Below are 23,472 nucleotides of genomic sequence, written 5' to 3' on the forward strand. Positions count from 1 at the left end.
CCGGCCCCATTCCAGCCCCACGACCCACGCCGACACCGGCACGGCCCCGCCGCGTCACCACCCGGCCCTGGGCCGCCAGGCAGGGGCCCCGGCCCCTTCCAGCCCCACGACCCGCGCCGGCGCCGGTCCGCCCCGACCTGGCGCAAAGGGCCGTACAGGCCCGGAATCGGAGGCCGCCACCGCGCCCGCCCCTGGCGCTTCCTGGCCTCGGCTGGGGCTGTTCGGTCACGCGCGGGTGCCCGGGGCCGCCGGCGCGGACGCCACGGCGTGCCCGTGCCTACATGAAGTTGCGCGTGTGCAGCGCCGACAGCTCGGCCGCCTCGTCGTCGGGGAAGCCCAGGCGGGACAGCCGGTGCCGGCGGCCCTCGTCCATCTCCGCCTGCAACTGCCCGACCGCACGCCAGCCGCGGCCGATGGCCGCCGGGTCCCAGGACCCGGCGGCCAGCAGGACCAGCGCGTCGAACACGTCACGGTTCAGCCCCGCCGTGTCGAGCAGCGCGTCGTGCCTGCGCTCCACGGCGCCCCGCAGCCGCCCGCGCAGCCCCGGGTCCACGCCCGCGCGGTGTTCGAGGTGGCCGAGGCCGAACGCGACGTGCCGCGCCTCGTCCTGCCGGACCAGGTGGCTGATCCTGCGCGTCACCGGGTCGGGCGCGTGCCGCTCCAGGAAGGCGAGGAGGTTGAGGAAGCTGCCCTCGCCGAGCACGGAGAGCAGGAAGGACGCGATCGAGAAGTCCGGCTCGCGCAGCAGCGTCGCCAGCGACGCCCGGCCGCCCACCGACGACGTGCCCATCGACCCGCACTTCAGCAGCGCACGCCGCGTGAAGACCTCCACGTGCCTGGCCTCGTCGGCGGCCTGCACGGCGAGGAGTTGCAGGACCTCGCGGAAGTGCGGGTGCACCTGGGCGAGCAGCCGCCCCGGCACGACCAGGGCCGCCTGCTCGTTCTCCACCAGGTACGTCATGACCTGGACGACGGCCGCCTCCACGCCGTCCGGGAGGCTGAACGGCTCGTCCCAGTCCACGGCCGTCAGCGGGTCCCACTGCCCGGCCGCCGCCTGGCGGTACAGCCGCGGTGCGAGGTCGTACCAGGCGATGTCCCGGTCAGTGACCACGAACGGCACCTCGGGGCCGCCCGCCTCCACCAGCGCGCCTCGTGCCGCGAGTCCCCAGTGCAGCGGCGCACGCTCGCTGACCTGCCCGGCCGGCGGGTTGCCGGCACGCTCCGCGCCACGGGCGCGGGCCTGGCCGGCAGCGCCGCACACCACGTACGCCCGGACCTCGGCCTCGCCCTGCGGCGCCCGCTCGACGGTGTGGCCCTCCCGCCTGCACCAGACGGCCAGGTGCGCGGCGAGTGCCGGATCGGTCCCGGTGACGGCCACCCTGCGGCCAGGCGGCAGCCGGTCGAGCGCCCGCCGCAGCAGCAGGTGCGCGCCCTGGTCGAAGCCGAGCGCCGCCAGGTCCACGAGGGGCGCACCCGGCGGGGCGCCGCCGTCCGTCACGGCAGGTAGCCGGCCGCCGTGACCTGGCCCTGCTCGTCGTAGAACCCCGTCTCGTCCACGGCGGCCGTGAGCGCCGCGTAGCCGCTCTCCCGGCCCGGCAGCCACCGCGTGAGCCCTTCGAGGTCGAGGAGGTGGCGCACCTCCGGATCCCCGGCGGACATCGACAGCAGCAGTTCGGTGAGGCGCTCGCCGAGGTCGGGGGCGAGGGACGGGCCTGCGGCCAGGACGCAGTGGTCGAAGGGGTCCGTGCGGGTCAGCAGGCGGGTGGCGCCCGGCGGCAGGGTGCCCTCCTGGCCGAACAGCAGGTGGTTCACGTCGATCATGCAGGCGGCCGCCGCCTCGCCGGCCATCAGCTCGCGGGCCGCGTCACGCTCGCCGCCGATGTGGTCGCCGTGCAGCCCCACGCCGGTGTCGTGGCCGCGCACGACGAAGTCGGCGCCGGGTTCGAGGCCGAGCGCCCTGAGGTGGTGCAGCGGCAGCAGCGTGCCCTGCGGGGAGTCGACGGCACCGACGGCGACGGCGCGGCCCTTCAGGTCGGGGACGCCCGCGACAGGACCGTCCGCCCTGACGACGACCACCGACGTCAGGTCGCGGTCGGTGTCGCGCATGACCAGCGGCCGCACGTCGACGCGTGCGGCCCGCGCCAGCCGCCGGGTGCGCAGCCAGGCGAGCGGCGAGTGCCAGGCGGCGTCGATCCTGCCCCGCACGAGGTCCTCGGCCTGCCGCTCGTAGTGGGCGTAGAGCACGAAGTCGAACGGCAGGTCCTGGCGGCGCAGCCAGGCGCGGAACCCGGTCCAGATGGTGACGACCTTGGGGTCGTAGGCGACGGCGCCCAGCAGCACGCCGCTCATCGGGCGTCCCCGAACAGCGGCAGGCCGAGCCCGGCACGGCCGCAGAAGTCGTGCAGGGCCTCGGTGGTCGGGGCCATCACACGGGCCGCCAGCGCGTCCCTGAACCGCCGCTCCACGCCCAGGTCGCGGCGGAACGCGGACCCGCCGCACAGCCGCATGGCGCCGTCGGCGACCTCGGCGGCGGTCTCCGCCGCGAGCGCCTTGACCTGGAGGACGCGCAACTGCGCCTCGGGCAGGCCCGTGTCGAGCGCGGTGAGGGTGGCGTCGAGGAACGACCGCAGGGCGTCGGCGCGCAGCCGCAGCCGCGCGTACTCCTGCCGGGGAATCGGCTGTTCGGCCAGGCTCTGGCCGAGGTGCTCCAGCCGCGTGCCGGTCAGGTGCCGTGCCGTCAGGTCGAGCAGCGCCTGGGTCACGCCGAGGGAGAAGGCGGCGCTGAGCACGAGGAAGCAGGGCAGTACGAGGCCGAGTGCCGTGTCCAGGCCCTGCCCGTCGTCGCCGAGCATCGCGGTCTCGGTGACCGAGACGCCCTTGCCCGTCACGGGGCTCGACGCGTTGCCGCGCAGCCCGAAGCCGTCGTAGTCGCCGCGTACGTCGATCCCCGCGCTGCCGGCCGGGACCAGCCACAGCGACATGACGCCGTCCGCGCGCAGCGGCCTGCTCGACCACACGTAGCTGTCCGCCTCGCCTGCCGAGGTGACCCACGACTTCTCCGCGTCCAGGCACACCGCGCCCGCCCCGTCCGGGGTCGCGGTGGAGCCGGGCGCCCAGAAGTGGCTGCGCGAGCCGCGCTCCGAGAAGGCGAGCGTGGACAGGTGGCTGCCCGCGGCGATGTCCCGCCGCGCGTCCTCGGGCCCGTGGCGGTCCACCACGGTCGTCGCCGCGTAGTGCATGAGCAGGACCATGGCGGTGGAGCCGCAGGTCCCGGCGAGCCGCTCCACGACGCCGGCGGCCTGCCGCAGGTCGCCGCCGGCCCCGCCGTTCTCGGGGGAGCTGAGCAGGCCGAGCAGCCCGGCCTCCGCGAGGGCGCGCACCCCCTCGCGCGGGAACCGGCCGCTGCGGTCGATCTCCTCGGCGAGCGGCCCGACGGTGTCGCGCAGCACCGCCTCGAACCTCTCGCCCGTCGCGGGCGCGGACGGTACCTCTGAGGACGGGCTCATGGGGCGGCTCCCTCTCGGTGGGCCGGCGACGCCGGTCCGAAGGTGGCCCACCCAACCAGCCGGCCAGGCGCCGCGGAGGGAGCGCACGCCGCCCACCGGAAAGAAATGATGATCGAACCGGCACCTGTGCGGGGCGAGTTGGAGACGGCACCGCCCCGCCCGGGTGCGACGCCCGGACGGGACGGATCCCGCTCAGCCCTGCGCGGTGGTGTCGTCCTGCGCGGTGGTGCCGTCCTGCGTATCGCCGGCGTCCCGCGTGGTCGCGGCGGTGCGCTCGCGCATCCTGCGCAGCAGCTCCTGCTTCTGGTCGGCGCTCGTCTTGCGGTCGGTCGCGCTCGGCGCGCCGCCCTGCTGCTGGGCGCGGGGCAGCTTCCTGCGCTGCCCGCCCACGCCGAGCAGGTTGTTACGGCTCTTGGACACGGGGTCTCCCGAAGTGTGTGTTCTGCCGATGTGGTCGCGATGGGGCGGCGCGTGGCCGCCGCGGACTCACTCGTAGTGCTGGAAGAACATTCCCGTGATACGCATACCGCGACGCTAGCAGCGCCACCGCCGTACACCCCACCGATTTTTCCGGCGACCGGCTCGGGCGGGGCCCGGACACGCCGCAGGGCCCGCCCCCCGGTGGGGACGGGCCCTACGTGCGGCTCAGGCGGCCCGCGGCGTCAGCAGCCGAGGAGGCGGCCGCCGAGGTACGTCTGGATCTGGTCGAGGGAGACGCGCTCCTGCGCCATCGTGTCGCGCTCGCGCACGGTGACCGCGTTGTCGTCCAGCGTGTCGAAGTCGACGGTGACGCAGAACGGCGTGCCGATCTCGTCCTGGCGGCGGTAGCGGCGGCCGATGGCGCCCGCGTCGTCGAACTCGATGTTCCAGTTGCGCCGCAGGTCCTCCGCGAGGCCCTTGGCCTTCGGCGACAGCTGCGGGTTGCGGGACAGCGGCAGGACCGCGACCTTGACCGGCGCGAGGCGCGGGTCGAGGCGCATCACGGTGCGCTTCTCCATGACACCCTTCGCGTTCGGCGCCTCGTCCTCGTTGAACGCGTCGAGCATGAAGGCGAGCATGCCGCGCCCGACGCCCGCGGCGGGCTCGATGACGTACGGCGTCCAGCGTTCCCCGGCCTCCTGGTCGAAGTACGACAGGTCGTGGCCCGACGCCTTCGCGTGCGCGGACAGGTCGAAGTCCGTGCGGTTCGCGACGCCCTCCAGCTCGCCCCACTCGCCGCCGCCGAACTGGAAGCGGTACTCGATGTCAGCCGTGCGCTTGGAGTAGTGGGAGAGCTTCTCCGCCGGGTGCTCGAACCAGCGCATGTTCTCCTCGCGCATGCCGAGGCCCGTGTACCAGTTCCAGCGCTGCTCGAGCCAGTACTCGTGCCACTTCTCGTCCTCGCCCGGCTTGACGAAGAACTCCATCTCCATCTGCTCGAACTCGCGGGTGCGGAAGATGAAGTTGCCCGGCGTGATCTCGTTGCGGAACGACTTGCCGATCTGGGCGATGCCGAACGGGGGCTTCTTCCGCGACGTCTGCTGGACCTGCCCGAAGTTGGTGAAGATGCCCTGCGCGGTCTCGGGCCGCAGGTACGCGACGGAGCCGGAGTCCTGCGTCGGGCCGAGGTGCGTGGTCAGCAGGCCGGAGAACTGCTTGGGCTCGGTGAAGGTGCCCTTGTTGCCGCAGTTGGGGCAGTTCAGGTCGGCGAGGCCGTTCGCGGGGGACTTGCCGTGCTTCTCCTCGTACGCCTCTTCGAGGTGGTCGGCGCGGAAGCGCTTGTGGCAGTACGTGCACTCGGTGAGCGGGTCCGTGAAGGTCTCCACGTGCCCGGACGCCTGCCAGACCTCCGTGGCCAGGATCACCGAGGAGTCAAGGCCGACGACATCCTCGCGCGAGGTGACCATGGCGCGCCACCACTGGCGCTTGAGGTTCTCCTTCAGCTCGACCCCGAGCGGCCCGTAGTCCCAGGCGGCGCGCTGGCCGCCGTAGATCTCACTGGACGGGTAGACGAAGCCACGGCGCTTGCTGAGGTTGACGATGCTGTCGATCTTGTCGGCGGCCACGGTGCTCTCTTCATTACGATGACGGCGAACGGCGAATACCTCAGATTAGCGGCGGCCTCACCCCCCGGATCAAATCGGTGGCGGCTGGCAGAATGGAGGCAGCCGTGAACCCAGCATCCCGAGGACGCCGAGGAGGCACCTGTGACGACCGCGCACAGTGACGGACCCCCCGTACGCGGCAGGTCCACCCGCCAGCGTGCGGCGGTGGCGTCGGCGCTGGACGAGGTCGAGGAGTTCCGCAGCGCGCAGGAACTGCACGACATGCTCAAGCACCGGGGCGACTCCGTCGGCCTGACCACCGTCTACCGCACCCTGCAGTCCCTCGCCGACGCCGGCGAGGTCGACGTGCTGCGCACGACGGACGGCGAGTCCGTCTACCGGCGGTGCGAGAGCGACACGCACCACCACCACCTGGTGTGCCGGGTGTGCGGCGCGGCGGTGGAGGTCGAGGGGCCGGCCGTCGAGCAGTGGGCACAGGCCGTGGCGGCGCAGCACGGGTACGTGGGCGTGGCGCACACGCTGGAGATCTTCGGCACGTGCGCGGACTGCGCCGCGAAGTAGCGGGAAGCGGCACGGCGGCGGCCCCGCCGCGCACCGGCCGTCCGGGCGTCCGTCCCCGCGCCCGCCCCGTCAGCCGGCCGCGGGCGATCCGTCCGGCTGGTTGGGCAGCGCGCCGCCGAAGCGGCGGTCGCGCTGCGCGTACTCCAGGCAGGCCCGCCACAGGTCGCGGCGGTCGAAGTCGGGCCACAGCACGTCCTGGAACACCATCTCGGCGTAACTGCTCTGCCAGATCAGGTAGTTGGACGTGCGCTGCTCGCCGCTCGGGCGCAGGAAGAGGTCCACGTCGGGCATGTCCGGGTAGTACAGGTACTTGGCGAAGGTCTTCTCGTTGACCTTGGACGGGTCGAGCCTGCCCGCGGCCACGTCGCGGGCGATCGCCTGCGCCGCGTCGGCGATCTCGGCACGTCCGCCGTAGTTCACGCAGAAGTACAGGGTCATCGCGTCGTTGCGTACGGTCTGCTCCTGGGCGACCTGGAGCTCCTGAACCACCGACTTCCACATCTTCGGCATGCGGCCGACCCAGCGGATGCGGATGCCGAGTTCGTCCATCTCGTCGCGGCGGCGGCGGATCACGTCGCGGTTGAAGTTCATCAGGAACCGCACCTCGTCGGGCGTGCGCTTCCAGTTCTCCGTGGAGAAGGCGTACAGCGACAGGTTCTTCACACCCATGTCGATGCACCCCTTGAGGACGTCCATCACGACGCCCTCCCCCACCTTGTGGCCCTCGGTGCGCGGCAGCCCGCGCTCCTTCGCCCAGCGGCCGTTGCCGTCCATGACCACCGCGACGTGCTTCGGCACCAGCTCGCCGGGGATCTTCGGCGGTACGGCGCCCGAGGGGTGCGGCTCCGGCGTCCTGTACTCGCGGCGGGAGCGCCCCATGAGTCGTGCCATGCCCGGTGCTCTCCTGACTTCCCGACGTCGTGTGTCCGCCCTGAACCGCTTCGACCCGGGGCCTCGACAGGGTATTCCGCCCCGGGGGAGGTATGCCAACCCGAGGCGTTCCGGTTCGGACGTTCAAAAAAACTGGTACACACAGGCAGCGGCAAGCTGGACAGACGAAAATTGACCTCCATATATTTGTACGCACATTCATCTATGGGAGGCTCCATGCGTATCGCGGTGATGGGCACCGGCGGTATCGGCGGCTACTTCGGCGGCCGGCTGGCCGCGGCGGGACACGACGTGCTCTTCGTGGCCAGGGGCCGCCAGCTCGACGCGCTGCGCGACGGCGGTCTGCGCGTGCTGAGCCCGCTCGGGGACGTGCACATCCCCGAGGTCCAAGCCACGGACGACCCGTCGGGACACGCACCCGCCGACTTCGTGCTGTTCGGCGTCAAGCTGTGGGACACCGCGTCGGCGGCGGAGCTCGTCAAGCCGCTGCTCGGCCCAGGCACCGCCGTCGCGTCGTTCCAGAACGGCGTCGTCAAGGACGACATCCTGCGCGATGTGCTCGGCGCCGAGCACATCGTGGGAGGCGTGTCCTACATCGCCGCCACCATCGCCGAGCCCGGCGTCATCCGCCACTCGGGCTCCATGCAGAAGCTGGTGTTCGGCGAGTACGACGGCACCTCGTCCCCGCGCGTGCGGGCCTTCCGCGACGCGTGCGCGGACGCCGGCATCGACGTCGAGGTGAGCGAGGGGATCGAGCGGGCCGTCTGGGAGAAGTTCGTCTTCCTCGTCGGCCTCTCGGGCACCACCACGCTCGCACGCTCCCCCATCGGCCCGATCCGCGCCAACCCGCGCTCGCGCGCGTTCCTGCGCGGCGTGATGGACGAGGTCGTCCAGGTCGCGCGGGCGCAGGGGGTGGCGCTGCCGGCGGACTACGCGGACGACCGCATGGCCTTCGTCGACACCGTGCCGGACACCATGACGTCGTCGATGCACCACGACATCGAGCGCGGCAACCGGCTGGAGGTCGGCTGGCTCAGCGGCGACGTGGTCGAGCGCGGCGCCGCGCTCTCCGTCCCCACGCCGAACAACGGCGCGATCGCCGGCATGCTCGCCGTGCACGCCGATGGTCACGCCGCACAGGCCGGGGGCGGCACCGCCCGGAGCGAGGGCCGCACGGCGTGAACGGGCCGACCGTGCGCTCCGTCGAGGCCACGCCGGTCCTGCTGCCGATGCGCAGGCCGCTCGGCACCAGCGCCAGCAGCATCGGCGAGGCGCCGATGGTGCTCATCGACCTCCGCACCGAGGAGGGCCTGACGGGCCGCTCGTACCTGTTCTGCTACGCCGAGGCGCTCGCCCACGCGGTGGTGACGCTGGTGCGGGACGCGGGCGCCCGGCTGGCCGGCGCCCCGGCCGAGCCCGCCGCCTGCCGGCGGACGCTGTCCGCCCACTTCAAGCTGGTGGGCGTGCGCGGGCCTGTCGCGTCCGTACTCGCGGGGGTCGACGCGGCGTGCTGGGACGCGCTGGCGCAGGCCGCGGGCCTGCCGCTGGCCCGGCTGCTCGGCGCCGCGCCGCGTCCCGTCCCCGCCTACAACAGCAACGGCCTGGGGCTGCTGCCGGCGGATGCCGCGGCGGACGAGGCGCTGGAGCTGGCCGCCGAGGGCTTCTCCGCCGTCAAGATGCGGCTCGGCCGGCCCTCGGCGCGCGACGACCTCGCCGCCGTCCGCGCGGTACGCGCCGCCCTGCCCGAACACGTCGCCGTGATGGCCGACTTCAACCAGGCGCTGTCGCTCGCGGAGGCCCAGGACCGCTGCCGGGCACTGGACGACGAGGGGCTGTACTGGATCGAGGAGCCGGTGCGCCACGACGACCACGAGGGGACGGCCCGCCTGGCGGCGGCGCTGCGCACGCCCGTCCAGGCCGGCGAGAACCTCACCGGGCCCCGTGCGATGGCCCGCTCGCTGCGGCTCGGCGCGAGTGACTACGTGATGACCGACCTCGACCGCATCGGCGGAGTCAGCGGATGGCGCGACGCGGCGGCGCTGGCCGACGTGTCCGGCGTGCCGATGTCGTCCCACCTGTACCCGGAGGTGAGCGCCCAGCTGCTGGCGGCGACGCCGACGGCCCACTGGCTCGAGTACGTCGACTGGGCAGGACCCGTGCTCGAAACGCCCCTGCGGATCGCCGACGGGTGCGCGGTGCCGTCCGAGTACCCGGGCAGCGGCCTGCGCTGGGACGCGCGCGCCGTCGCGCACCACAGGATGGACTGAGGCGCGTGCGGGCGGCCCGCCCGGGCCGCGGGCCCGGCTCCTAGGCGCGGCCCCGGACGTCGTGTGCGGCGCTTCGGCCGTGGCCCGTCTCCACATACCTCAGGGAGCGCAGCCCGCGCTCCAGGTGCCAGTGCAGGTAGGCGGAGACCAGCCCGCTGCCCTCCCTGACGTGGCGCGCCTCGCACGCGTCGGCGGTGGGCCAGTCGCCCGTCAGCAGGGCGCCGAGCAGGGCCACCGCCTCTGACGACGGCACGACGCTGCCGGGGACCCGGCAGTCGCCGCAGACGATCCCGCCCGAGGCGACGGAGAAGAACCGGTTGGGGCCGTCGAGGCCGCACTTCGCGCAGTTCTCGAAGCTGGGCGCGTACCCGTTGACGGCGAGCGAGCGCAGCAGGAACGCGTCGAGGATCAGGTTCGGCGCGTGCTCGCCGCGTGCCAGGGTGCGCAGGGCGCCGACCAGCAGCAGGTACTGCTGGACCGCGGGCTCGCCCTCGTGGTCGGTGAACCGCTCGGCCGTCTCCAGCATGGCCGTGCCGGCCGTGTACCTGGCGTAGTCGGTGACGATGCCGCCGCCGTAGGGCGCGATCGTCTCGCTCTGGGTGCACAGCGGCAGCCCGCGGCCGATCAGCTCGCTGCCGCGCGCGAAGAACTGCACGTCGACGTGGGAGAACGGTTCGAGCCGCGCCCCGAACTTCGACTTCGTGCGCCGCACTCCGCGCGCGACGGCGCGCACGCGGCCGTGCCCGCGGGTCAGGAGCGTGATGATGCGGTCGGCCTCACCGAGCTTCTGGGTCCGCAGCACGACACCGTCGTCCCGGAACAGACTCATGCCCTCATTCTTCCGTACGCTGGCGCGGACGTGCTCTCCGGTGGCGGGGCGAGGTGCCTCAGGCGTCCGGTCCCACCGGCCTGACCAGGCCCGACTCGTATGCCGCGATGACCAGTTGGGCGCGATCGCGGGCCGCGAGCTTGCCCATGATGCGGCTGACGTGGGTCTTGGCGGTCAGCGGGCTCAGGCCGAGGACGTCGGCGATCTCCGCGTTGTTCAGGCCGCGCGCGACGAGTGCGAGCACGCCGCGCTCCCGCTCCGAGAGCGCCGCGAGCGCGGCCGGGGCGTCCGTGAGGGATGCGGGGGCCTCCGGCGCCTTCAGCGCGCGGGCGATCAGCCGCGCCGTGGGACCGGGCGAGAGCAGTGCGTCCCCCGCGGCGACCGTGCGGATGGCGTCCAGCAGCTCGGCTGGCCTGGTGTCCTTCACGAGGAAGCCGGAGGCCCCTGCGCGCAGGGCGTCCATCACGTACTCCTCCGTGTCGTAGGTGGTCAGGACGAGCACCCTGACGCCTGCCAGGTCCTCGTCCATGGAGATCAGCCGGGTGGCCTCGATCCCGTCCAGATCGGGCATCCTGATGTCCATCACCACCAGGTCGGCTCGCCCGGACCGGGCGAGCGCCAGCGCCTCGCACCCGGTGGCGGCCTCGCCGACGACGGTCATGTCCTGTGCGGAGCCGACGAGCATGGCGAACGCCGAGCGCACCAGCGTCTGGTCGTCCGCGAGCAGCACCCGGATCACGGCCTGCCTCCTTCGTCCGCCGCGGCGGTGCGATCCCCCTGCTCCAGAGGCAGCAGTGCCTCGACGGCGAACCCGCCGCCTGCGCGGGGCCCGGCCGTCAGGGAGCCGCCGACGCTGCGTGCGCGCTCGCGCATGCCGAGGATCCCATAGCCGCCCGTGACGTCCCCGCCTGTGGCGGTGTCGCGGGCCGCCCCTGAACCGTCGTCGACGATCCCGACGCGGAGCGCGCCGCCGCGGCGTTCCACCGTCACCTCCGTGCGGGCGCCGGGCCCTGCATGGCGGGCGGCGTTGGTCAGCGACTCCTGGACGATGCGGTACGCGGCGGCGTCGACCGCGGGCGGCACGACCGCCCCGCCGGTGCCGTGCAGCGTCAGCCCGGCGCCGGCCGCGCGCACCAGGCCGGGCAGCGCGGCGAGGCCGGGCAGCGGCCCGCGGCCCTCCGCCGCGCCGCCGGCGAACTCCCCCGGCGCGTCGCAGCGCAGCACGTCGAGGGTGGCTTTGACCTCCGCTCGCGCCGTGCGGCAGGTGTCGGCGATCCCGTCCAGGGCAGCGGCGACGGCGGCGCGGTCCAGCCGCCCGGGGTCGGCCTCGAGGACGTGCGAGGCGACGGATGCCTGGACGCCGATCGTCGTGATCGAGTGGGCCAGCAGGTCGTGCAGGTCACGGGCGATCCGCAGGCGCTCCTGCGCGACCCGGCGGGCCGCCTCCTCCTCGCGGGTGCGCTCGGCGCGTTCCGCCCGTTCGACGATGGAGGCGACGTACCCGCGGTAGATCCGCAGGTAGGCGCCGAGCAGGAACACCGAGGCCAGCCAGCCCGACACCTTCAGTGCCTCGAAGCCGGCGCCGGGATCGACGCCGAGCTGGATCCCGACGTTCAGGCAGACGACCGCGACCGCGATCAGCAGCGTGCGCAGCGGCCTGACCGTGGCGGCCACCGTGTAGATCATCACCAGGGAGGCGGGCAGCGCGGCGGGGTGGTCGTACCGCAGTGCGTGGTACGACGCGACGAAGACCACCATGGCCGCCAGGGCGGCCATGGTGTGGCGCCGCCGCCACACCAGCGGCAGCACGCTCAAGGCCAGCAGCGCCCAGCCGGGGCCGTCCAGGGTGCGGCCGTTGTCCACGGCCAGGGCCAGCAGCGCGGACAGCGCCATCAGGGCGAGGGCGAGCAGTCCGTCGGCCCGCAGAGGATGGGGAGCGTCCGCGGGGTCGCGGCCGACGGCGGCCAGGACGCGCAGCCCGCGGCTGCCCTGCACGACGGCGGCCGTCCTGCCGGTGGGGGTGGTCGTGGTGTCCACGGGGTCATCCTCGGGGAAAGGGGCGCCTCCTCGCGAGGGCGGTCCCGGTGCGTGCGACGGAGGCGGGAGCGCGCCGCCCGTCCCGGCGTGGCTACGCCGCAGTGTGTTCGCCGGCCCGGGCCTGTTGCGGACGGGTCGCGTGCCTGGTCGTGCCCGGCCACCAGAGCCGGTCGCCGAGCAGCAGGCTCGCCGAGGTCACCAGCCAGGTCCTGACGAGGAACGTGTCCAGCAGGACGCCGACGGCGATCACCAGGCCGGTCTCGACCATCATCACCAGGGGCAGCGTCGTCAGCACGGAGAACGTCGCCGCCAGCACGATGCCCGCCGACGCGATGACGCCGCCCGTGGTGCGCAGCGCCGCGAGCACCGCCCCGTCCGCGGTCGCACCACGCGCCCGCTCCTCGCGCGTTCTGTGCATCAGGAAGATGCCGTAGTCGACACCGAGCGCCACCAGGAAGACGAACGTGAGCAGCGGCAGGCTGGGATCCGTGCCCGCGAAGCCGAGAACGTGGCCGAACAGCAGGGAGCCGATGCCGAGTGCCGCGGCCCACACCGCCGCGACGGCGGCGACCAGGATCAGCGGGGCGACGACGGAGCGCAGCAGGGCCCCGAGGATGAGCAGGACGACGGCGAGCACGAGCGGCACGACGATCCGCAGGTCTCTCGCGTCGGTGGACTGCTGGTCCAGCCGCTGGGCGATGGTGCCGCCCACGTAAGTGCCCGGCACCCGGCCCTCGTGGGCGCGCAGGGTGGTGACCGTCGTGGTCTCCGCGGCGGAGCCCGGCGCTGCGCGCGGGAGCACCAGCAGTTCCGTCCAGCCCTTCCCCGAGCGGGTGGCGCGGGCCGAGCCCACGCCGGGGGTGGCCCGCGCGGCGTCCAGGGCCTGCTGGGCCCGCGGGGTCGCGGTGACGACGGGGATCGGGTCACCCTGCCCGCCGGGGAAGGCGGCGTCGGCGGTGCGCAGGGCGGCCACCGACTCGGGTGGCGAGGTGAAGCCGTCCAGCTGTCCGAGCGTTCCCGGACCATCCAGGCTGCCGAGGGCCAGGGCACCGAGCAGCACCGCGCCGCCTGCCAGCACCGCGGCGGGGCGGCGGCCGGCGCGGGCGCCGACCGCGGCGAAGAACGTACGGCGGCCCCGGCGGGGCGCGTGCGGCTCGCTGCCGTACACCGGTACCAGCGGCCAGAACACCCGGCGTCCGAGCACGACGAGCAGGGCGGGCAGCAGCGTCGTCATCGCGGCGAGCGCGCACAGCACACCGACGGCGCCGACGGGCCCGAGCCCGCGTGAGCTGTTGAGACCGGCGGCGAGCAGGCACAGCAGGCCCGCGACGACGGTGCCTCCCGACGCGAGGAGCGCGGGACCGCAGCCGCGCAGCGCCGCGCGCATCGCGTCGTACGGCCGGCGCACCCGCCGCAGCTCCTCGCGGTAGCGGGAGACGAGCAGCAGGGCGTAGTCGGTGCCCGCGCCGAACACGAGGACCGTCATGATCCCGCCGCTCTGCCCAGTCACGGTGAGGCCGGTCCACTGGACGAGCCCGTACACGATGCCTCTCGTGGTGATCGCGGCGACGCCCACGCTCAGCAGCGGGAAGAACCACAGGAGCGGGCTTCGGTAGGTGAGGACGAGCAGGACGGCCACGACGAGCGCGGTGGCGATCACCAGGGTGAGGTCGATGGAGCCGAAGACGGCCCCGGTGTCACTGCGCAGCGCTGCCGGACCCGTGACCCGCGCGGTGAGCCCGTGCGCGCCGTTCACCTGTTCCCGCGCCGAGTCGACGAGGGCGTCCTGGGCCTCGTCGCCGCTGCCCGCCGCGGTGGTCGAGATCAGGTACACCTCGGTCGTGCCGTCGTGCGACACCCGGGGCGTGGGCGATGCGTCGAGGTGCTGCCCGGAGACGACACGGTCCACCTGCTGTCCTGCCACGACGCGGTCGGCCCGGGTCAGGCCGCCCGCGCGGTGGTAGACGAGTTCGAGCCGGGTGGCGTCGCTGCCGGGCAGTTCGGCCTGTACGGAGGCGACGCGGGTGGAATCGGCGCTCGACGGAAGGTAGTCCACGGCGCTGTCCGTCTGGACGGACGTCAGGTGGATGGCCGAGGGCGCGCAGACGGCGAGGGCCGCGGCCCAGAAGGCGATGACGGCCCACGGCAGTGCGCGGCGGATTCCTGGGGTCATGCCCCCAGGCTCCCGTTCGCGACGGTCCCAACGCGTCGCACGGTGGGGCGACTTCCACCGTACGCCCCGGGGAGGCCGGCGGGCCGCTCTACTCCCCCGGGCGTACGGGAGGCGGCGGAACCGGGCCGGGGAGGACCCTTGGTCCCGCTACGGGGTCAGGACGGCGTGCGCGACGCGGCCGCGAGCAGCCGCGTCGTGACCTCGGGCGCGAGCTGGAGCGCGCCGCCGACCGTCGCCAGCACCTCGCGTTCCGCCGGGCTGTACGCGCCGTCCGCGAGCGCGATCCGCGCGGCGCCCAGCACGATCGACTCGCGGCCCGGGGCCGCCAGGTGCGGTGCGAGCGGTTCGAGCGCCTCGTGCAGTTCGATGGCGAGCGCCGCGCCGCACGGGCCCGGGTCGGCGATGTACCGGCCGGTGTCCGCGGCGAGCGCGTCGACGAGCTCGGTCAGCTGGTCCTCCGTGCAGTCGTCGAAGCCGGCCTCCCTGACCGTGACGACCGCGGTCTCCCGCACCGGCCGCGAGGCCGTGCCGCCGGCCGCGAGCACGGCGAGCGCGACCGTGTGCACGGCGTCGCGCAGCATCGCGGAGAACCGTGCGGTGGTCGGGTGGTCGAGTACGTCCATCCCGAACCGGGCGCGGCAGGCCGCGCATTCCGCGACGGGGCCGGCGCTGCCGCGCGACATCAGGGGCACGCCGAGGAACGTGAAGCGGCGACGGCCGGTGCGGCGGCGGTAGTTGCGGTCGCCCCCGCAGTCGGGGCAGAAGAACTCCCCGTCGCCCACGGTCGACCATGAGGTGCGAACGCCGCACAGGCGCGGTTTCCGGCCGCTGGATCCTTGAGCTCGCAGCACGTCGCGCACCTCCATAACGGTTCGGCATCTTCGCCGTGGACGTGATGTTAGCCACATCCCCGTAACTACGTCAGTACCCAGTCACCAGTTCACCAGACATGGCCGAACCCCGCCCACCGGAGCCGGTGCGCGGGGTTCGGGAAACCCTCAGGTCAGGGGTGTTGCCAGGGGGTCAGAAGCCGATCACTCTCGGCCATGTCACCCTCGGTGATCACTCGCGGACGGCGTGATCACCGCGCCGCGCGGTTGACCGCGGAGACCACGGCCTTCAGCGAGGCGCGGGTGGTGTTCGCGTCGATGCCGATGCCCCACAGCACCTTGCCGTCGATCGCGCACTCGATGTACGAGGCGGCCTGCGCGCGTGCGCCCTCGCTGAGCGTGTGCTCCTGGTAGTCCAGCAGGCGCGCGTCCACGCCGACGGCCGCCAGCGCCTCGAAGAACGCGGAGATCGGGCCGTTGCCCGTGCCCGTCAGTTCGTGCTCCTCGCCGTCCACCACGGCCTGGACGGTCAGGGTGTCGCGGCCCTCCGTGTCGGCCGTCGACTGGCCGGACTTGAGCTGGACGCGGCCCCACGCGTTGTCCGGGTTGGGCAGGTACTCGTCCTGGAACACGTCCCAGATCTCGGCCGGGGTGACCTCGCCGCCCTCGGCGTCGGTCTTCGCCTGGATGATCCTGGAGAACTCGATCTGCATGCGCCGCGGCAGGTCCAGGTGGTGGTCGTTCTTCAGGACGTACGCCACACCACCCTTGCCGGACTGCGAGTTGACGCGGATGACCGCCTCGTACGAGCGGCCGACGTCCTTCGGGTCGATCGGCAGGTACGGCACGTTCCACTGGATGTCGTCCACGCCGACGCCCTGCGCGGCCGCGTCGGCCTCCAGCGCGTCGAACCCCTTCTTGATGGCGTCCTGGTGGGAGCCGGAGAAGGACGTGTAGACCAGGTCGCCCGCGTAGGGGTGGCGCGGGTGGATCTCCATCTGGTTGCAGTACTCGCTGGTGCGGCGCACCTCGTCGATCCCGGAGAAGTCGATCTGCGGATCGACTCCCTGCGAGAACAGGTTCATGCCCAGCGTCACCAGGTCGACGTTGCCGGTGCGCTCGCCCTGCCCGAACAGGCATCCCTCGATGCGGTCGGCGCCCGCCATGATGGCCAGTTCGGCGGCGGCGACGGCGGTGCCGCGGTCGTTGTGCGGGTGCACCGACAGGCACACGTGCTCGCGGCGCGACAGGTTGCGCGACATCCACTCGAAGCGGTCCGCGTGCGTGGACGGCGTGGAACGCTCCACCGTCGCGGGCAGGTTGAGGATGATCTCGCGGCCCTCTGCGGGCTGCCAGACGTCCATGACCCCCTCGCAGACCTCCAGCGCGAAGTCCAGCTCGGTGTCGGTGAAGATCTCCGGGCTGTACTGGTAGCCGAAGGTGGTCTCGGGGCCGAGGATCTTCTCCGCGTACTCCATCACCAGCCGCGTGCCGTCCACGGCGATCTGCTTGATCTGGTCCTTCGTGCCGCCGAACACCACACGGCGGAACGTGGGCGCCGTCGCGTTGTACAGGTGGACGGTGGCGCGGTGGGCGCCGCGCAGCGACTCGACGGTCCGCTCGATCAGCTCCTCGCGCGCCTGCGTCAGGACGGAGATCGTCACGTCGTCGGGGATGGCGTCGGGGTCCTCGATGATCGACCGTACGAAGTTGAAGTCGGTCTCGCCGGAGGCGGGGAAGCCGACCTCGATCTCCTTGTACCCCATGCGTACCAGCAGGTCGAACATCTCGCGCTTGCGCGCAGGCGACATCGGGTCGATCAGGGCCTGGTTGCCGTCGCGCAGGTCGGTGGACAGCCAGCGGGGCGCGACGGTGATCCGGTTGTCCGGCCACGTGCGGTCGGGGATGTCGACGGCGTCGTACGGGCCGTACTTGTGGATCGGCATCCCGGACGGCTTCTGCCTGTGCGTCGCGTTGGTGTTCGGCGTGGGCTGGGACATCTGCGTGGGCTCCTCGGGGAATCCGCGGGTGACTGTGCCGGATGGCTGTGTCGGTCGACGGGGCGGGGCGATCACCGCAACACCGAACTCCGCGGGAAGGGGGCCGACCTACGACAACAGACCCTCACCGCGGCAGCTAAGGAGAAGCAGCCCGTAACGCATGATGCGGGCACTGTATCCCAGAGGGGCGCGTGGTGGGCGACGCGTATCAGCATGCGGGACCGTGCCGCCGGGGCCACCGCGGACCGAGGCGGCCCGCTTCCTGACGTCGCCCGGCCCCGGCGCGGGAGGCCCCGGACGGGGCGGCGCCCCGAGGGCTCAGAAGCCCAGTTTGCGCAGCTGCCTGGGGTCGCGCTGCCAGTCCTTGGCGACCTTGACGTGCAGATCCAGGAAGACCGGCGTGCCCAGCAGCGCCTCGATGTGCTTGCGGGACTTCGTCCCGACCTCCTTGAGGCGGCTGCCCTTGGGGCCGATGACGATGCCCTTCTGGCTGGGCCGCTCGATGTACACGTTGGCGTGGATGTCCACCAGCGGACGGTCGGCGGGGCGGTCAGGGCGCGGCAGCATCTCCTCGACCACCACGGCGATCGAGTGCGGCAGCTCGTCCCGTACGCCCTCCAGCGCCGCCTCCCTGATCAGCTCGGCGACCATGACCTGCTCGGGCTCGTCCGTCAGGTCGCCCTCCGGGTACAGCGGCGGGCTCTCGGGCAGCAGCGGCACCAGCAGGTCGGCGAGCAGCGACACCTGGCCGGCGCCCCGCTCGTCACCCGCGGGGGCGGTGGCGTCGTCCGCCGGGGCGGTCGTGGCGTCCGCCGGGGCATCGGCGTTCGCGGCCTCCTGCGCGTCCACGGCGGAGACCGGGATGATCTCGGCCCACTCGAGGCCGAGCTCCCTGCCGAGCGCGTCGATCGCGAGCAGCTGCTCGGCGAGGGTCTTGGAGTCGACCAGGTCGGTCTTGGTGACGACCGCCACCTTCGGCGTCTTCCTGATCCCCGCCAGCTCCTTGGCGATGAACCGGTCGCCGGGGCCGAGCTTCTGGTCGGCGGGCAGGCAGAAGCCGATCACGTCGACCTCGGCCCAGGTGGTGCGCACGACGTCGTTGAGCCGCTCCCCCAGCAGCGTGCGCGGCTTGTGCAGCCCGGGGGTGTCCACGAGGATCAGCTGCGCGTCGGGGCGGTGGACGATCCCGCGGACGCTGTGGCGGGTCGTCTGGGGGCGGTTCGAGGTGATCGCGACCTTCCTGCCCACCAGAGCGTTCGTCAGGGTGGACTTGCCCGCGTTGGGGCGGCCGACGAAGCAGGCGAAGCCCGCCCTGTGGGGTGCTTCGGCCGTCTCGGACCGTGGGGTGCTCACGCTCATGCGGGCCATTCTCCCCGATCGGCGCGGCGCCTCCGACCACCCCCGCGCGGGCCGTGACCGGCCGGGTCCTTCGCCGCGCCGTCCGCCGGCTCGCGGCGCGCTCAGGCCGCCGGTGCGGACGCGGGGGCGCCGGCCCAGCGGCGCAGGGCGGCTTCGAGGGCAGTTGCGGCGGTGGCGGTGGCCTCCGCCCCGGTCGCGTCGGAGGCCCAGGCGACGACGCCGTCGGGACGTACCAGCACCCCGGTGGGCGCCGCCTGCCCCGACCCGGCCTTGTCGGTCACGCCGCTCACGCGCCCGGTCCAGGGCGCGGCCACACGGGCGAACGCGCCGTCCTGCGTGCGGTCAAGCAGCACAAAGCCGCCGGCGTGCGAGTGGTCGGCCAGGCGGGAGCCGTCCGCCAGGTGGAGGTCGGGGGCGTACCTCCCGGTCAGCGGATGGTCGCCGGGCAGTTCGACGCGCTGCGTGACGCCGGAGATCTTCTTGACCGCGTACGTCGCACCCGAGCGGGTGGCCAGCAGCTCGGCGACGACCTCGCGGAGCGCGACCGACTTGGCGTCCCCGCGCATCACCCCGGCCTGCGCGCGCGTCCAGTCGAGCACCCAGGCGCCCAGCGGCCGTCGCTCGGCGTCGTACGTGTCGAGCAGCGCTTCGGGTGCCCAGCCGGCGATCACGGCGCCGAGCTTCCAGCCGAGGTTCATCGCGTCGCCGACCCCGAGGTTGAGCCCCTGGCCGCCGAACGGCGAGTGCACGTGGGCGGCGTCCCCGGCGAGCAGCACCCGTCCCGACCGGTACGTCGCGGCCTGGCGGGTGTTGTCGCTCCAGCGGGTCGCGGCCCCGCGCAGCGCGGTCAGCGTCACGTCGGTGCCGGAGACCCGGCGCAGGCTCGCCTGCATCTCCTCAAGGGTGACGGGCTCGGCGGGCGCGCCCCGGCGGGGGCGGGCCGGGGTATCGGGCTCGCCGGAGTCGTCGCGGCGGGCGTCGTCGAACTCCACGGTGAACACCCGCCCCGGCTGCGGCCCGCGGCGGTACGCGCCGCGCGACGACCACACCCATCCCTCGGCGAGCGCCGAGGGGTCTGCCATGTCGACGACCGCCACGCGCCCGGTGAGTTCGGGGTCGGTGCCGGGGAAGTCGATGCCCGCGAGGCGGCGCACGGTGCTGTGCCCGCCGTCGCAGCCGACCAGCCAGCCGGTGCGCATCGCCCCGGCGGTGGTGTCCACGAGCACGGCGTCGCCGGTGTCATCAAGACCGGTGACCTCGACGCCCCGGCGCACGGGCACGCCGAGACGCTCGGCATGGGCGGCCAGCAGCCCCTCAAGCTCGCGCTGCGGCACCATCCGCGCACCGGCGACGGCGGCGTGGGCGGCGAGGTCGGGGTCGTCCCAGTCGACGAGGCCCGCGTCGATGACCATGCCGGCGAAGTGCCCGGTCATCCTCCGCCGGACGCCCGCTCCGCGGCCGTCACCGTGCGCCGGGGCTCCGGCCCGGGCCTTGCGGCCGAACGCCGCGCCCATCTGCTCCAGCGTCTCCCGGTGCACCCGCTCGGCCGCGGGCAGCAGGCCGCGGCGGTCGAGGGCCTCGGCGGTGGGCACGTTGATCCCGCCCGCCTTCATCGAGGTCTCGGGCTCGGCCAGCCGCTCGATCACCTGCACGCTCACGCCGGAGAGCGCCAGTTCGGCGGCGAGCACGAGGCCCACGGGCCCGGCGCCGACCACGGTCACGTCCACGTACCTGTCCTGGTTCATCTTCATCGTCGTCACGAACACCGTTCTAGTTACGAACGACGTTCGTGTCAAGTGGCACGGCTCATTGCCCACGGGCGGGCCGGAACAACTGGGCCAGCGCGATCAGCGCCAGGCCGACCAGCGCGACGGCGTACCCCACGGCCACGCCGGTCAGGCTCTGCCCCCTGCTGACCAGGTAGCCGGCGACGACCGCGGGGGCGCCCATGCCGGCATAGGAGACCAGGTAGACCGCGGAGAGCAGCCCCGCGCGCTCGTGCGGCTCGACGAGCGAGACCACGCTGCGGATCGACCCCTGCAGCCCCATGCCGAAGCCGCACCCCGCCACGGCGGTGGCGGCGAAGAAGCCCCATATCGAGCCGGCCTCGATGGCGACGATCGTCGCGGCGACGCCGAGGACGAGGGCAGCGATGCCCTGCAAGAGCTGCGGCCGCGCAGGCTGGTTGCGGTACGCGATCGTCGTGACGAAGGCGAAGCCCGCCATCACGAAGAGCGTCAGGCCGCCGAGTGCTATGGAGGTACTCGCGGCGAGCCCGCGGGCCAGCGCGGGACCCAGCGACCCGTACAGGCCCGCGAGGGCCCAGAAGGCGAACAGGGCGGGCGCGGCCGCCAGGAACGCGCGCCGCGCGGCGCGCGGCACGGTCATGGCGGGTCGCAGGCTCGCGAGCACGCCGGGCCGGGTCTCGTTCGCGTCCAGCACTCGCAGCACCCCGACCGCCTGCAGCGCGAAGACCCCGATGAGCACGAGGTAGATCAGGTGGGTGGGCCAGGGCAGGTAGCCGACGACCAGCCCGGCCACCAGAGAACCCAGACCGGTGCCCGCGCCAGGGGCGGCCGCGCTGGCGAGCGTGCCGTGCCGCCGGTGCAGGTCGATCATGGCCGCCCCGAGCGTGCCGAGCGCGGCACCGGCGGCGACACCCTGGACGACCCGGCCGATGAAGAACGGCTCGAACGAGGACGCGGTGGCGAACAGGAGGACGGCGACGGCCTGGCCCGCCAGTGCGGCGAGCAGCACAGGGCGGCGGCCGACGTGGTTCGACAACTCGCCGAGCGCGAGGAGCCCCACGAGCACGGACCCGGCGTAGACCCCGAAGACCTCGGTGGTCGTCAGCGCGGTTCCGTGCCAGGCCAGCGCGTAGTGCTGGTAGAGCGGCGCGGGGGCGGCCGAGGCGGCGAGGAACGAGACGACGATGGAGGCGAGCAGCGCCAGCCCGCGGAGACGGCGCCGGTCCCCGGCCGGGTCCACGGCCGTACTGGGCACCTGCATGGTGGCTGTCATGGCGACTCCTCAAATGAACAGACAGGTCTGTCTGATGCATGGGGACGAGCATAGACAGACCTGTCTGTTCAGTCAAAGAGTAAAGTGGGCCTGAAGACCCAGGAGGTGAGGGAACGGTGCCCATGGAGACGACGACGATGAGCAAACGGCCCGACAGCCGCTCGCCGCGCGAACGACTGCTGGAGACCGCCAACAGGCTGTTCTACGCCGAGGGGATCCACACCGTCGGGATCGACCGCATCCTCAAGGAGGCCGGGGTCGCCAAGGCGTCGCTCTACAAGACGTTCGGCAACAAGGAGGGGCTGGTGAAGGCCTACCTCGAAGGCCGTCACCAGCGGCAGGTAGCCAGGATCCAGGCGGCACTGGACCGCGCGGGCAGCGACCCGCGCGAGCGGCTGCTCGCGATCTTCGACGCGCAGGCCACGCTCTTCGCCGAGCGCGACTTCCGCGGCTGCCCGTTCGCGGCCGCGGCCGCCGAGGAGCGCACCGGCGGCGAGATCGAGGTCATGGCCGCCGGCTATCGCAACTACCCGCGCGAGGTCCTCCGCGAGCTTGCCGAGGCGGCCGGCGCGACCGACCCCGGCACGCTGGCCCGCCAGTTGCACCTCGTCTACGACGGCGCCCTGCACGCCGCCCGCATGGACCACGACCCCGAGGTCGCGGTCCTGGCCCGCGCGACCGGCGCCGTGCTGGTCGACGCGGCGCTCGCGCACTGAGACCGCCGGCACGCGGGCCCGGCGGGGATGCCGCCGCGTTACCGCGGCTCAGCCCGCTGAGACCGTCACACGTACCGTGCCGTCCGGCCCCGCGAGCAGAACGGGCGTGGCGGCGCCACCCAGGTCGCGCACGGCCGCGCGGTCCTCGTCGGAGACCGCGTCCGACGCGGAGACCACGGCCGCGGCCTCCAGCGACGTGGCACCGCTGGCCACGGCCATCGCCACCGCCGTGCGCAGGGCACTCAGCCGCAGCGAGTCGAGGGCGACGGTCCCGGCGACGTACGTACGGCCCGTCTCGTCCCGTACTGCCGCACCCTCCGGTACGCCGTTGCGGGCACGGGCGCTGCGCGCCAACGTGACGATCTTGCGGTCCTCCGGGTCGAGGGCGGCGCCTTCCTGACCCGGTCCGGTGCTCTGCGTCATACGCCAGAGCATAAGGAAGCGCGGCGCACGGGGACGGCGGGGGCGGCCAGGACGGGACCTCCTACCACGGGACGGTCTCGCCGTGGCGGTCAAGGAAGCGCAGGCCGGGTGCGCCGGCCCGCGCTTCGAGGACATCGACGACCGCCGGGATGCTCTCACGAGGGTCGAGCGGCGCGCCCGGCCCGCCGAGACCCGTCCGGTTGTGTCCGGGGTCGATGAGCAGCTTGGTGTGCCCGTCGTCGGCGTGGCGGGTGGCGTAGCTGCGCATCAGCTGGTTGAGCGCGGCCTTGCTCGCCTTGTAGAGGTCGTATCCGTCCTCGGTGTTCAGCGCGATGCTGCCCTGCTCCGACGACATGACGGCGACCGTTCCGCCGGGGACCACGAGTCCGCGCAGGGCCGCGAGCGTACGCAGCGGGCTCAGTGCGTTGGTGGCCATCACCTCGGTGAACATGGCGGTTGGAACCTCATCGATCGGCAGGTTCCCCCGGTCGATCGCGGCGTTGACGAAGAGCAGGTCGAGCCGGCGACCCTCCAGTCGCTCACGCAACGCGGCGAGCCGTTCGGGACTCGTCATCTCCAGCGACTCGACTTCCAGCGAGCCTCCAGAGGCGTCGGCGGCAGCCCGCAGTTCGCCACCGGTCCGTCGCGTGGTGGCGATGACGCGCCAGCCGCGCCGGGCGAGTTCGCCGACGAGGACGAGCCCCAGCCCCCGGGACGCTCCGACGACGAGGGCCTGACGGTCTGCGGTGTGGGACGTGTGGGACGTGTGAGACACATGCGCTCCTCCGTGGTGGATCTTTAGTCTAGACGCAAC

General features: G+C 73.3%; 21 protein-coding genes. 4 read left to right on the forward strand and 17 right to left on the reverse strand.

Annotated elements, in window-relative coordinates:
• Positions 1-277: 277 nt before the first annotated feature.
• The 5 genes from IH48_RS0127890 to IH48_RS0127910 form a co-directional block, all read right to left on the reverse strand.
• On the reverse strand, positions 278-1,498 hold the full coding sequence (locus IH48_RS0127890) for a ferritin-like domain-containing protein (protein WP_037843323.1): 1,221 nt from the start codon (positions 1,496-1,498) through the stop codon (positions 278-280).
• Positions 1,495-2,349, reverse strand: coding sequence for a phosphate/phosphite/phosphonate ABC transporter substrate-binding protein (locus tag IH48_RS0127895; RefSeq protein WP_030910489.1), 855 nt, complete (start codon positions 2,347-2,349; stop codon positions 1,495-1,497). The genes IH48_RS0127890 and IH48_RS0127895 overlap by 4 nt, the downstream gene beginning before the upstream one ends.
• Positions 2,346-3,506: an acyl-CoA dehydrogenase family protein gene (locus IH48_RS0127900; RefSeq protein WP_051840695.1), complete on the reverse strand. Its 1,161-nt coding sequence runs from the start codon at positions 3,504-3,506 to the stop codon at positions 2,346-2,348. The genes IH48_RS0127895 and IH48_RS0127900 overlap by 4 nt, the downstream gene beginning before the upstream one ends.
• Before the next feature lie 192 nt (positions 3,507-3,698).
• Positions 3,699-3,926, reverse strand: a complete 228-nt coding sequence (locus IH48_RS0127905) for a DUF6243 family protein (RefSeq protein ID WP_030910495.1) — start codon at positions 3,924-3,926, stop codon at positions 3,699-3,701.
• A 242-nt stretch (positions 3,927-4,168) separates the two neighbouring features.
• Entirely contained in the window at positions 4,169-5,551 is a 1,383-nt protein-coding gene (locus tag IH48_RS0127910; protein WP_030910498.1) for a glycine--tRNA ligase, read from the reverse strand.
• A gap of 141 nt (positions 5,552-5,692) precedes the next feature.
• On the opposite strand from IH48_RS0127910, the gene IH48_RS0127915 reads away from it, so the two are divergent.
• On the forward strand, positions 5,693-6,112 hold the full coding sequence (locus IH48_RS0127915; RefSeq protein ID WP_030910501.1) for a Fur family transcriptional regulator: 420 nt from the start codon (positions 5,693-5,695) through the stop codon (positions 6,110-6,112).
• A gap of 69 nt (positions 6,113-6,181) precedes the next feature.
• On the opposite strand, the gene IH48_RS0127920 is transcribed toward IH48_RS0127915, so the two are convergent.
• Positions 6,182-7,003, reverse strand: a complete 822-nt coding sequence (locus IH48_RS0127920; RefSeq protein WP_030910504.1) for an isoprenyl transferase — start codon at positions 7,001-7,003, stop codon at positions 6,182-6,184.
• A 216-nt stretch (positions 7,004-7,219) separates the two neighbouring features.
• Here IH48_RS0127920 and IH48_RS0127925 point away from each other — a divergent pair, with 216 nt between their 5' ends.
• On the forward strand, positions 7,220-8,185 hold the full coding sequence (locus tag IH48_RS0127925) for a ketopantoate reductase family protein (RefSeq protein ID WP_030910507.1): 966 nt from the start codon (positions 7,220-7,222) through the stop codon (positions 8,183-8,185).
• Positions 8,182-9,270, forward strand: a complete 1,089-nt coding sequence (locus IH48_RS0127930) for an enolase C-terminal domain-like protein (RefSeq protein ID WP_199810016.1) — start codon at positions 8,182-8,184, stop codon at positions 9,268-9,270. Before IH48_RS0127925 ends, IH48_RS0127930 begins: the two co-directional genes overlap by 4 nt.
• Before the next feature lie 40 nt (positions 9,271-9,310).
• On the opposite strand, the gene recO is transcribed toward IH48_RS0127930, so the two are convergent.
• The 9 genes from recO to IH48_RS0127975 all read right to left on the reverse strand — a co-directional run bounded on the left by recO (position 9,311) and on the right by IH48_RS0127975 (position 21,519).
• Positions 9,311-10,099, reverse strand: coding sequence for a DNA repair protein RecO (recO, locus tag IH48_RS0127935; protein WP_051840697.1), 789 nt, complete (start codon positions 10,097-10,099; stop codon positions 9,311-9,313).
• Positions 10,100-10,157: 58 nt separating this feature from the next.
• The gene (locus tag IH48_RS0127940; RefSeq protein WP_030910516.1) at positions 10,158-10,838 is read right to left on the reverse strand and encodes a response regulator; all 681 of its coding nucleotides are present in this window, start codon (positions 10,836-10,838) and stop codon (positions 10,158-10,160) included.
• The gene (locus IH48_RS0127945; RefSeq protein WP_051840699.1) at positions 10,835-12,136 is read right to left on the reverse strand and encodes a sensor histidine kinase; all 1,302 of its coding nucleotides are present in this window, start codon (positions 12,134-12,136) and stop codon (positions 10,835-10,837) included. Before IH48_RS0127945 ends, IH48_RS0127940 begins: the two co-directional genes overlap by 4 nt.
• Positions 12,137-12,227: 91 nt before the next feature.
• Positions 12,228-14,309, reverse strand: coding sequence for an MMPL family transporter (locus tag IH48_RS0127950; RefSeq protein ID WP_030910522.1), 2,082 nt, complete (start codon positions 14,307-14,309; stop codon positions 12,228-12,230).
• Positions 14,310-14,464: 155 nt separating this feature from the next.
• Complete coding sequence (locus IH48_RS0127955; protein ID WP_420705548.1) at positions 14,465-15,175, reverse strand: TerB family tellurite resistance protein; 711 nt, start codon at positions 15,173-15,175, stop codon at positions 14,465-14,467.
• A gap of 215 nt (positions 15,176-15,390) precedes the next feature.
• Positions 15,391-17,139 (reverse strand): 2-isopropylmalate synthase, encoded by a 1,749-nt coding sequence (leuA, locus tag IH48_RS0127960; protein WP_030910528.1) that lies wholly within the window; start codon positions 17,137-17,139, stop codon positions 15,391-15,393.
• 318 nt (positions 17,140-17,457) lie between these two features.
• Complete coding sequence (locus tag IH48_RS0127965) at positions 17,458-18,507, reverse strand: GTPase (RefSeq protein WP_030910531.1); 1,050 nt, start codon at positions 18,505-18,507, stop codon at positions 17,458-17,460.
• 92 nt (positions 18,508-18,599) lie between these two features.
• Positions 18,600-20,249, reverse strand: coding sequence for an FAD-dependent oxidoreductase (locus tag IH48_RS0127970; protein ID WP_051840769.1), 1,650 nt, complete (start codon positions 20,247-20,249; stop codon positions 18,600-18,602).
• A 55-nt stretch (positions 20,250-20,304) separates the two neighbouring features.
• Positions 20,305-21,519, reverse strand: coding sequence for an MFS transporter (locus tag IH48_RS0127975; RefSeq protein WP_030910536.1), 1,215 nt, complete (start codon positions 21,517-21,519; stop codon positions 20,305-20,307).
• A 122-nt stretch (positions 21,520-21,641) separates the two neighbouring features.
• Here IH48_RS0127975 and IH48_RS0127980 point away from each other — a divergent pair, with 122 nt between their 5' ends.
• Entirely contained in the window at positions 21,642-22,235 is a 594-nt protein-coding gene (locus tag IH48_RS0127980; protein WP_078850092.1) for a TetR/AcrR family transcriptional regulator, read from the forward strand.
• Positions 22,236-22,283: 48 nt separating this feature from the next.
• Here IH48_RS0127980 and IH48_RS0127985 read toward each other — a convergent pair whose 3' ends face one another.
• Both IH48_RS0127985 and IH48_RS0127990 read right to left on the reverse strand, forming a co-directional pair.
• Positions 22,284-22,658 (reverse strand): hypothetical protein, encoded by a 375-nt coding sequence (locus tag IH48_RS0127985; RefSeq protein ID WP_030910540.1) that lies wholly within the window; start codon positions 22,656-22,658, stop codon positions 22,284-22,286.
• 61 nt (positions 22,659-22,719) lie between these two features.
• Positions 22,720-23,433, reverse strand: a complete 714-nt coding sequence (locus IH48_RS0127990; protein WP_030910543.1) for an SDR family NAD(P)-dependent oxidoreductase — start codon at positions 23,431-23,433, stop codon at positions 22,720-22,722.
• Positions 23,434-23,472 lie beyond the last annotated feature (39 nt).

This window comes from Streptomyces sp. NRRL F-5126 (genome assembly GCF_000721265.1).
GTDB lineage: Bacteria > Actinomycetota > Actinomycetes > Streptomycetales > Streptomycetaceae > Streptomyces.

Bases quoted from the DNA above. Each gene is read 5' to 3' on its own strand.
- IH48_RS0127895 (WP_030910489.1), bottom strand. From the start codon at position 2,349: ATGAGCGGCGTGCTGCTGGGCGCCGTCGCCTACGACCCCAAGGTCGTC.
- IH48_RS0127900 (WP_051840695.1), bottom strand. From the start codon at position 3,506: ATGAGCCCGTCCTCAGAGGTACCGTCCGCGCCCGCGACGGGCGAGAGG.
- IH48_RS0127920 (WP_030910504.1), bottom strand. From the start codon at position 7,003: ATGGCACGACTCATGGGGCGCTCCCGCCGCGAGTACAGGACGCCGGAG.
- IH48_RS0127925 (WP_030910507.1), top strand. From the start codon at position 7,220: ATGCGTATCGCGGTGATGGGCACCGGCGGTATCGGCGGCTACTTCGGC.
- recO (WP_051840697.1), bottom strand. From the start codon at position 10,099: ATGAGTCTGTTCCGGGACGACGGTGTCGTGCTGCGGACCCAGAAGCTC.
- IH48_RS0127950 (WP_030910522.1), bottom strand. From the start codon at position 14,309: ATGACCCCAGGAATCCGCCGCGCACTGCCGTGGGCCGTCATCGCCTTC.
- IH48_RS0127955 (WP_420705548.1), bottom strand. From the start codon at position 15,175: ATGGAGGTGCGCGACGTGCTGCGAGCTCAAGGATCCAGCGGCCGGAAA.
- leuA (WP_030910528.1), bottom strand. From the start codon at position 17,139: ATGTCCCAGCCCACGCCGAACACCAACGCGACGCACAGGCAGAAGCCG.
- IH48_RS0127965 (WP_030910531.1), bottom strand. From the start codon at position 18,507: ATGGCCCGCATGAGCGTGAGCACCCCACGGTCCGAGACGGCCGAAGCA.
- IH48_RS0127970 (WP_051840769.1), bottom strand. From the start codon at position 20,249: ATGAAGATGAACCAGGACAGGTACGTGGACGTGACCGTGGTCGGCGCC.
- IH48_RS0127975 (WP_030910536.1), bottom strand. From the start codon at position 21,519: ATGACAGCCACCATGCAGGTGCCCAGTACGGCCGTGGACCCGGCCGGG.
- IH48_RS0127980 (WP_078850092.1), top strand. From the start codon at position 21,642: ATGGAGACGACGACGATGAGCAAACGGCCCGACAGCCGCTCGCCGCGC.
- IH48_RS0127985 (WP_030910540.1), bottom strand. From the start codon at position 22,658: ATGACGCAGAGCACCGGACCGGGTCAGGAAGGCGCCGCCCTCGACCCG.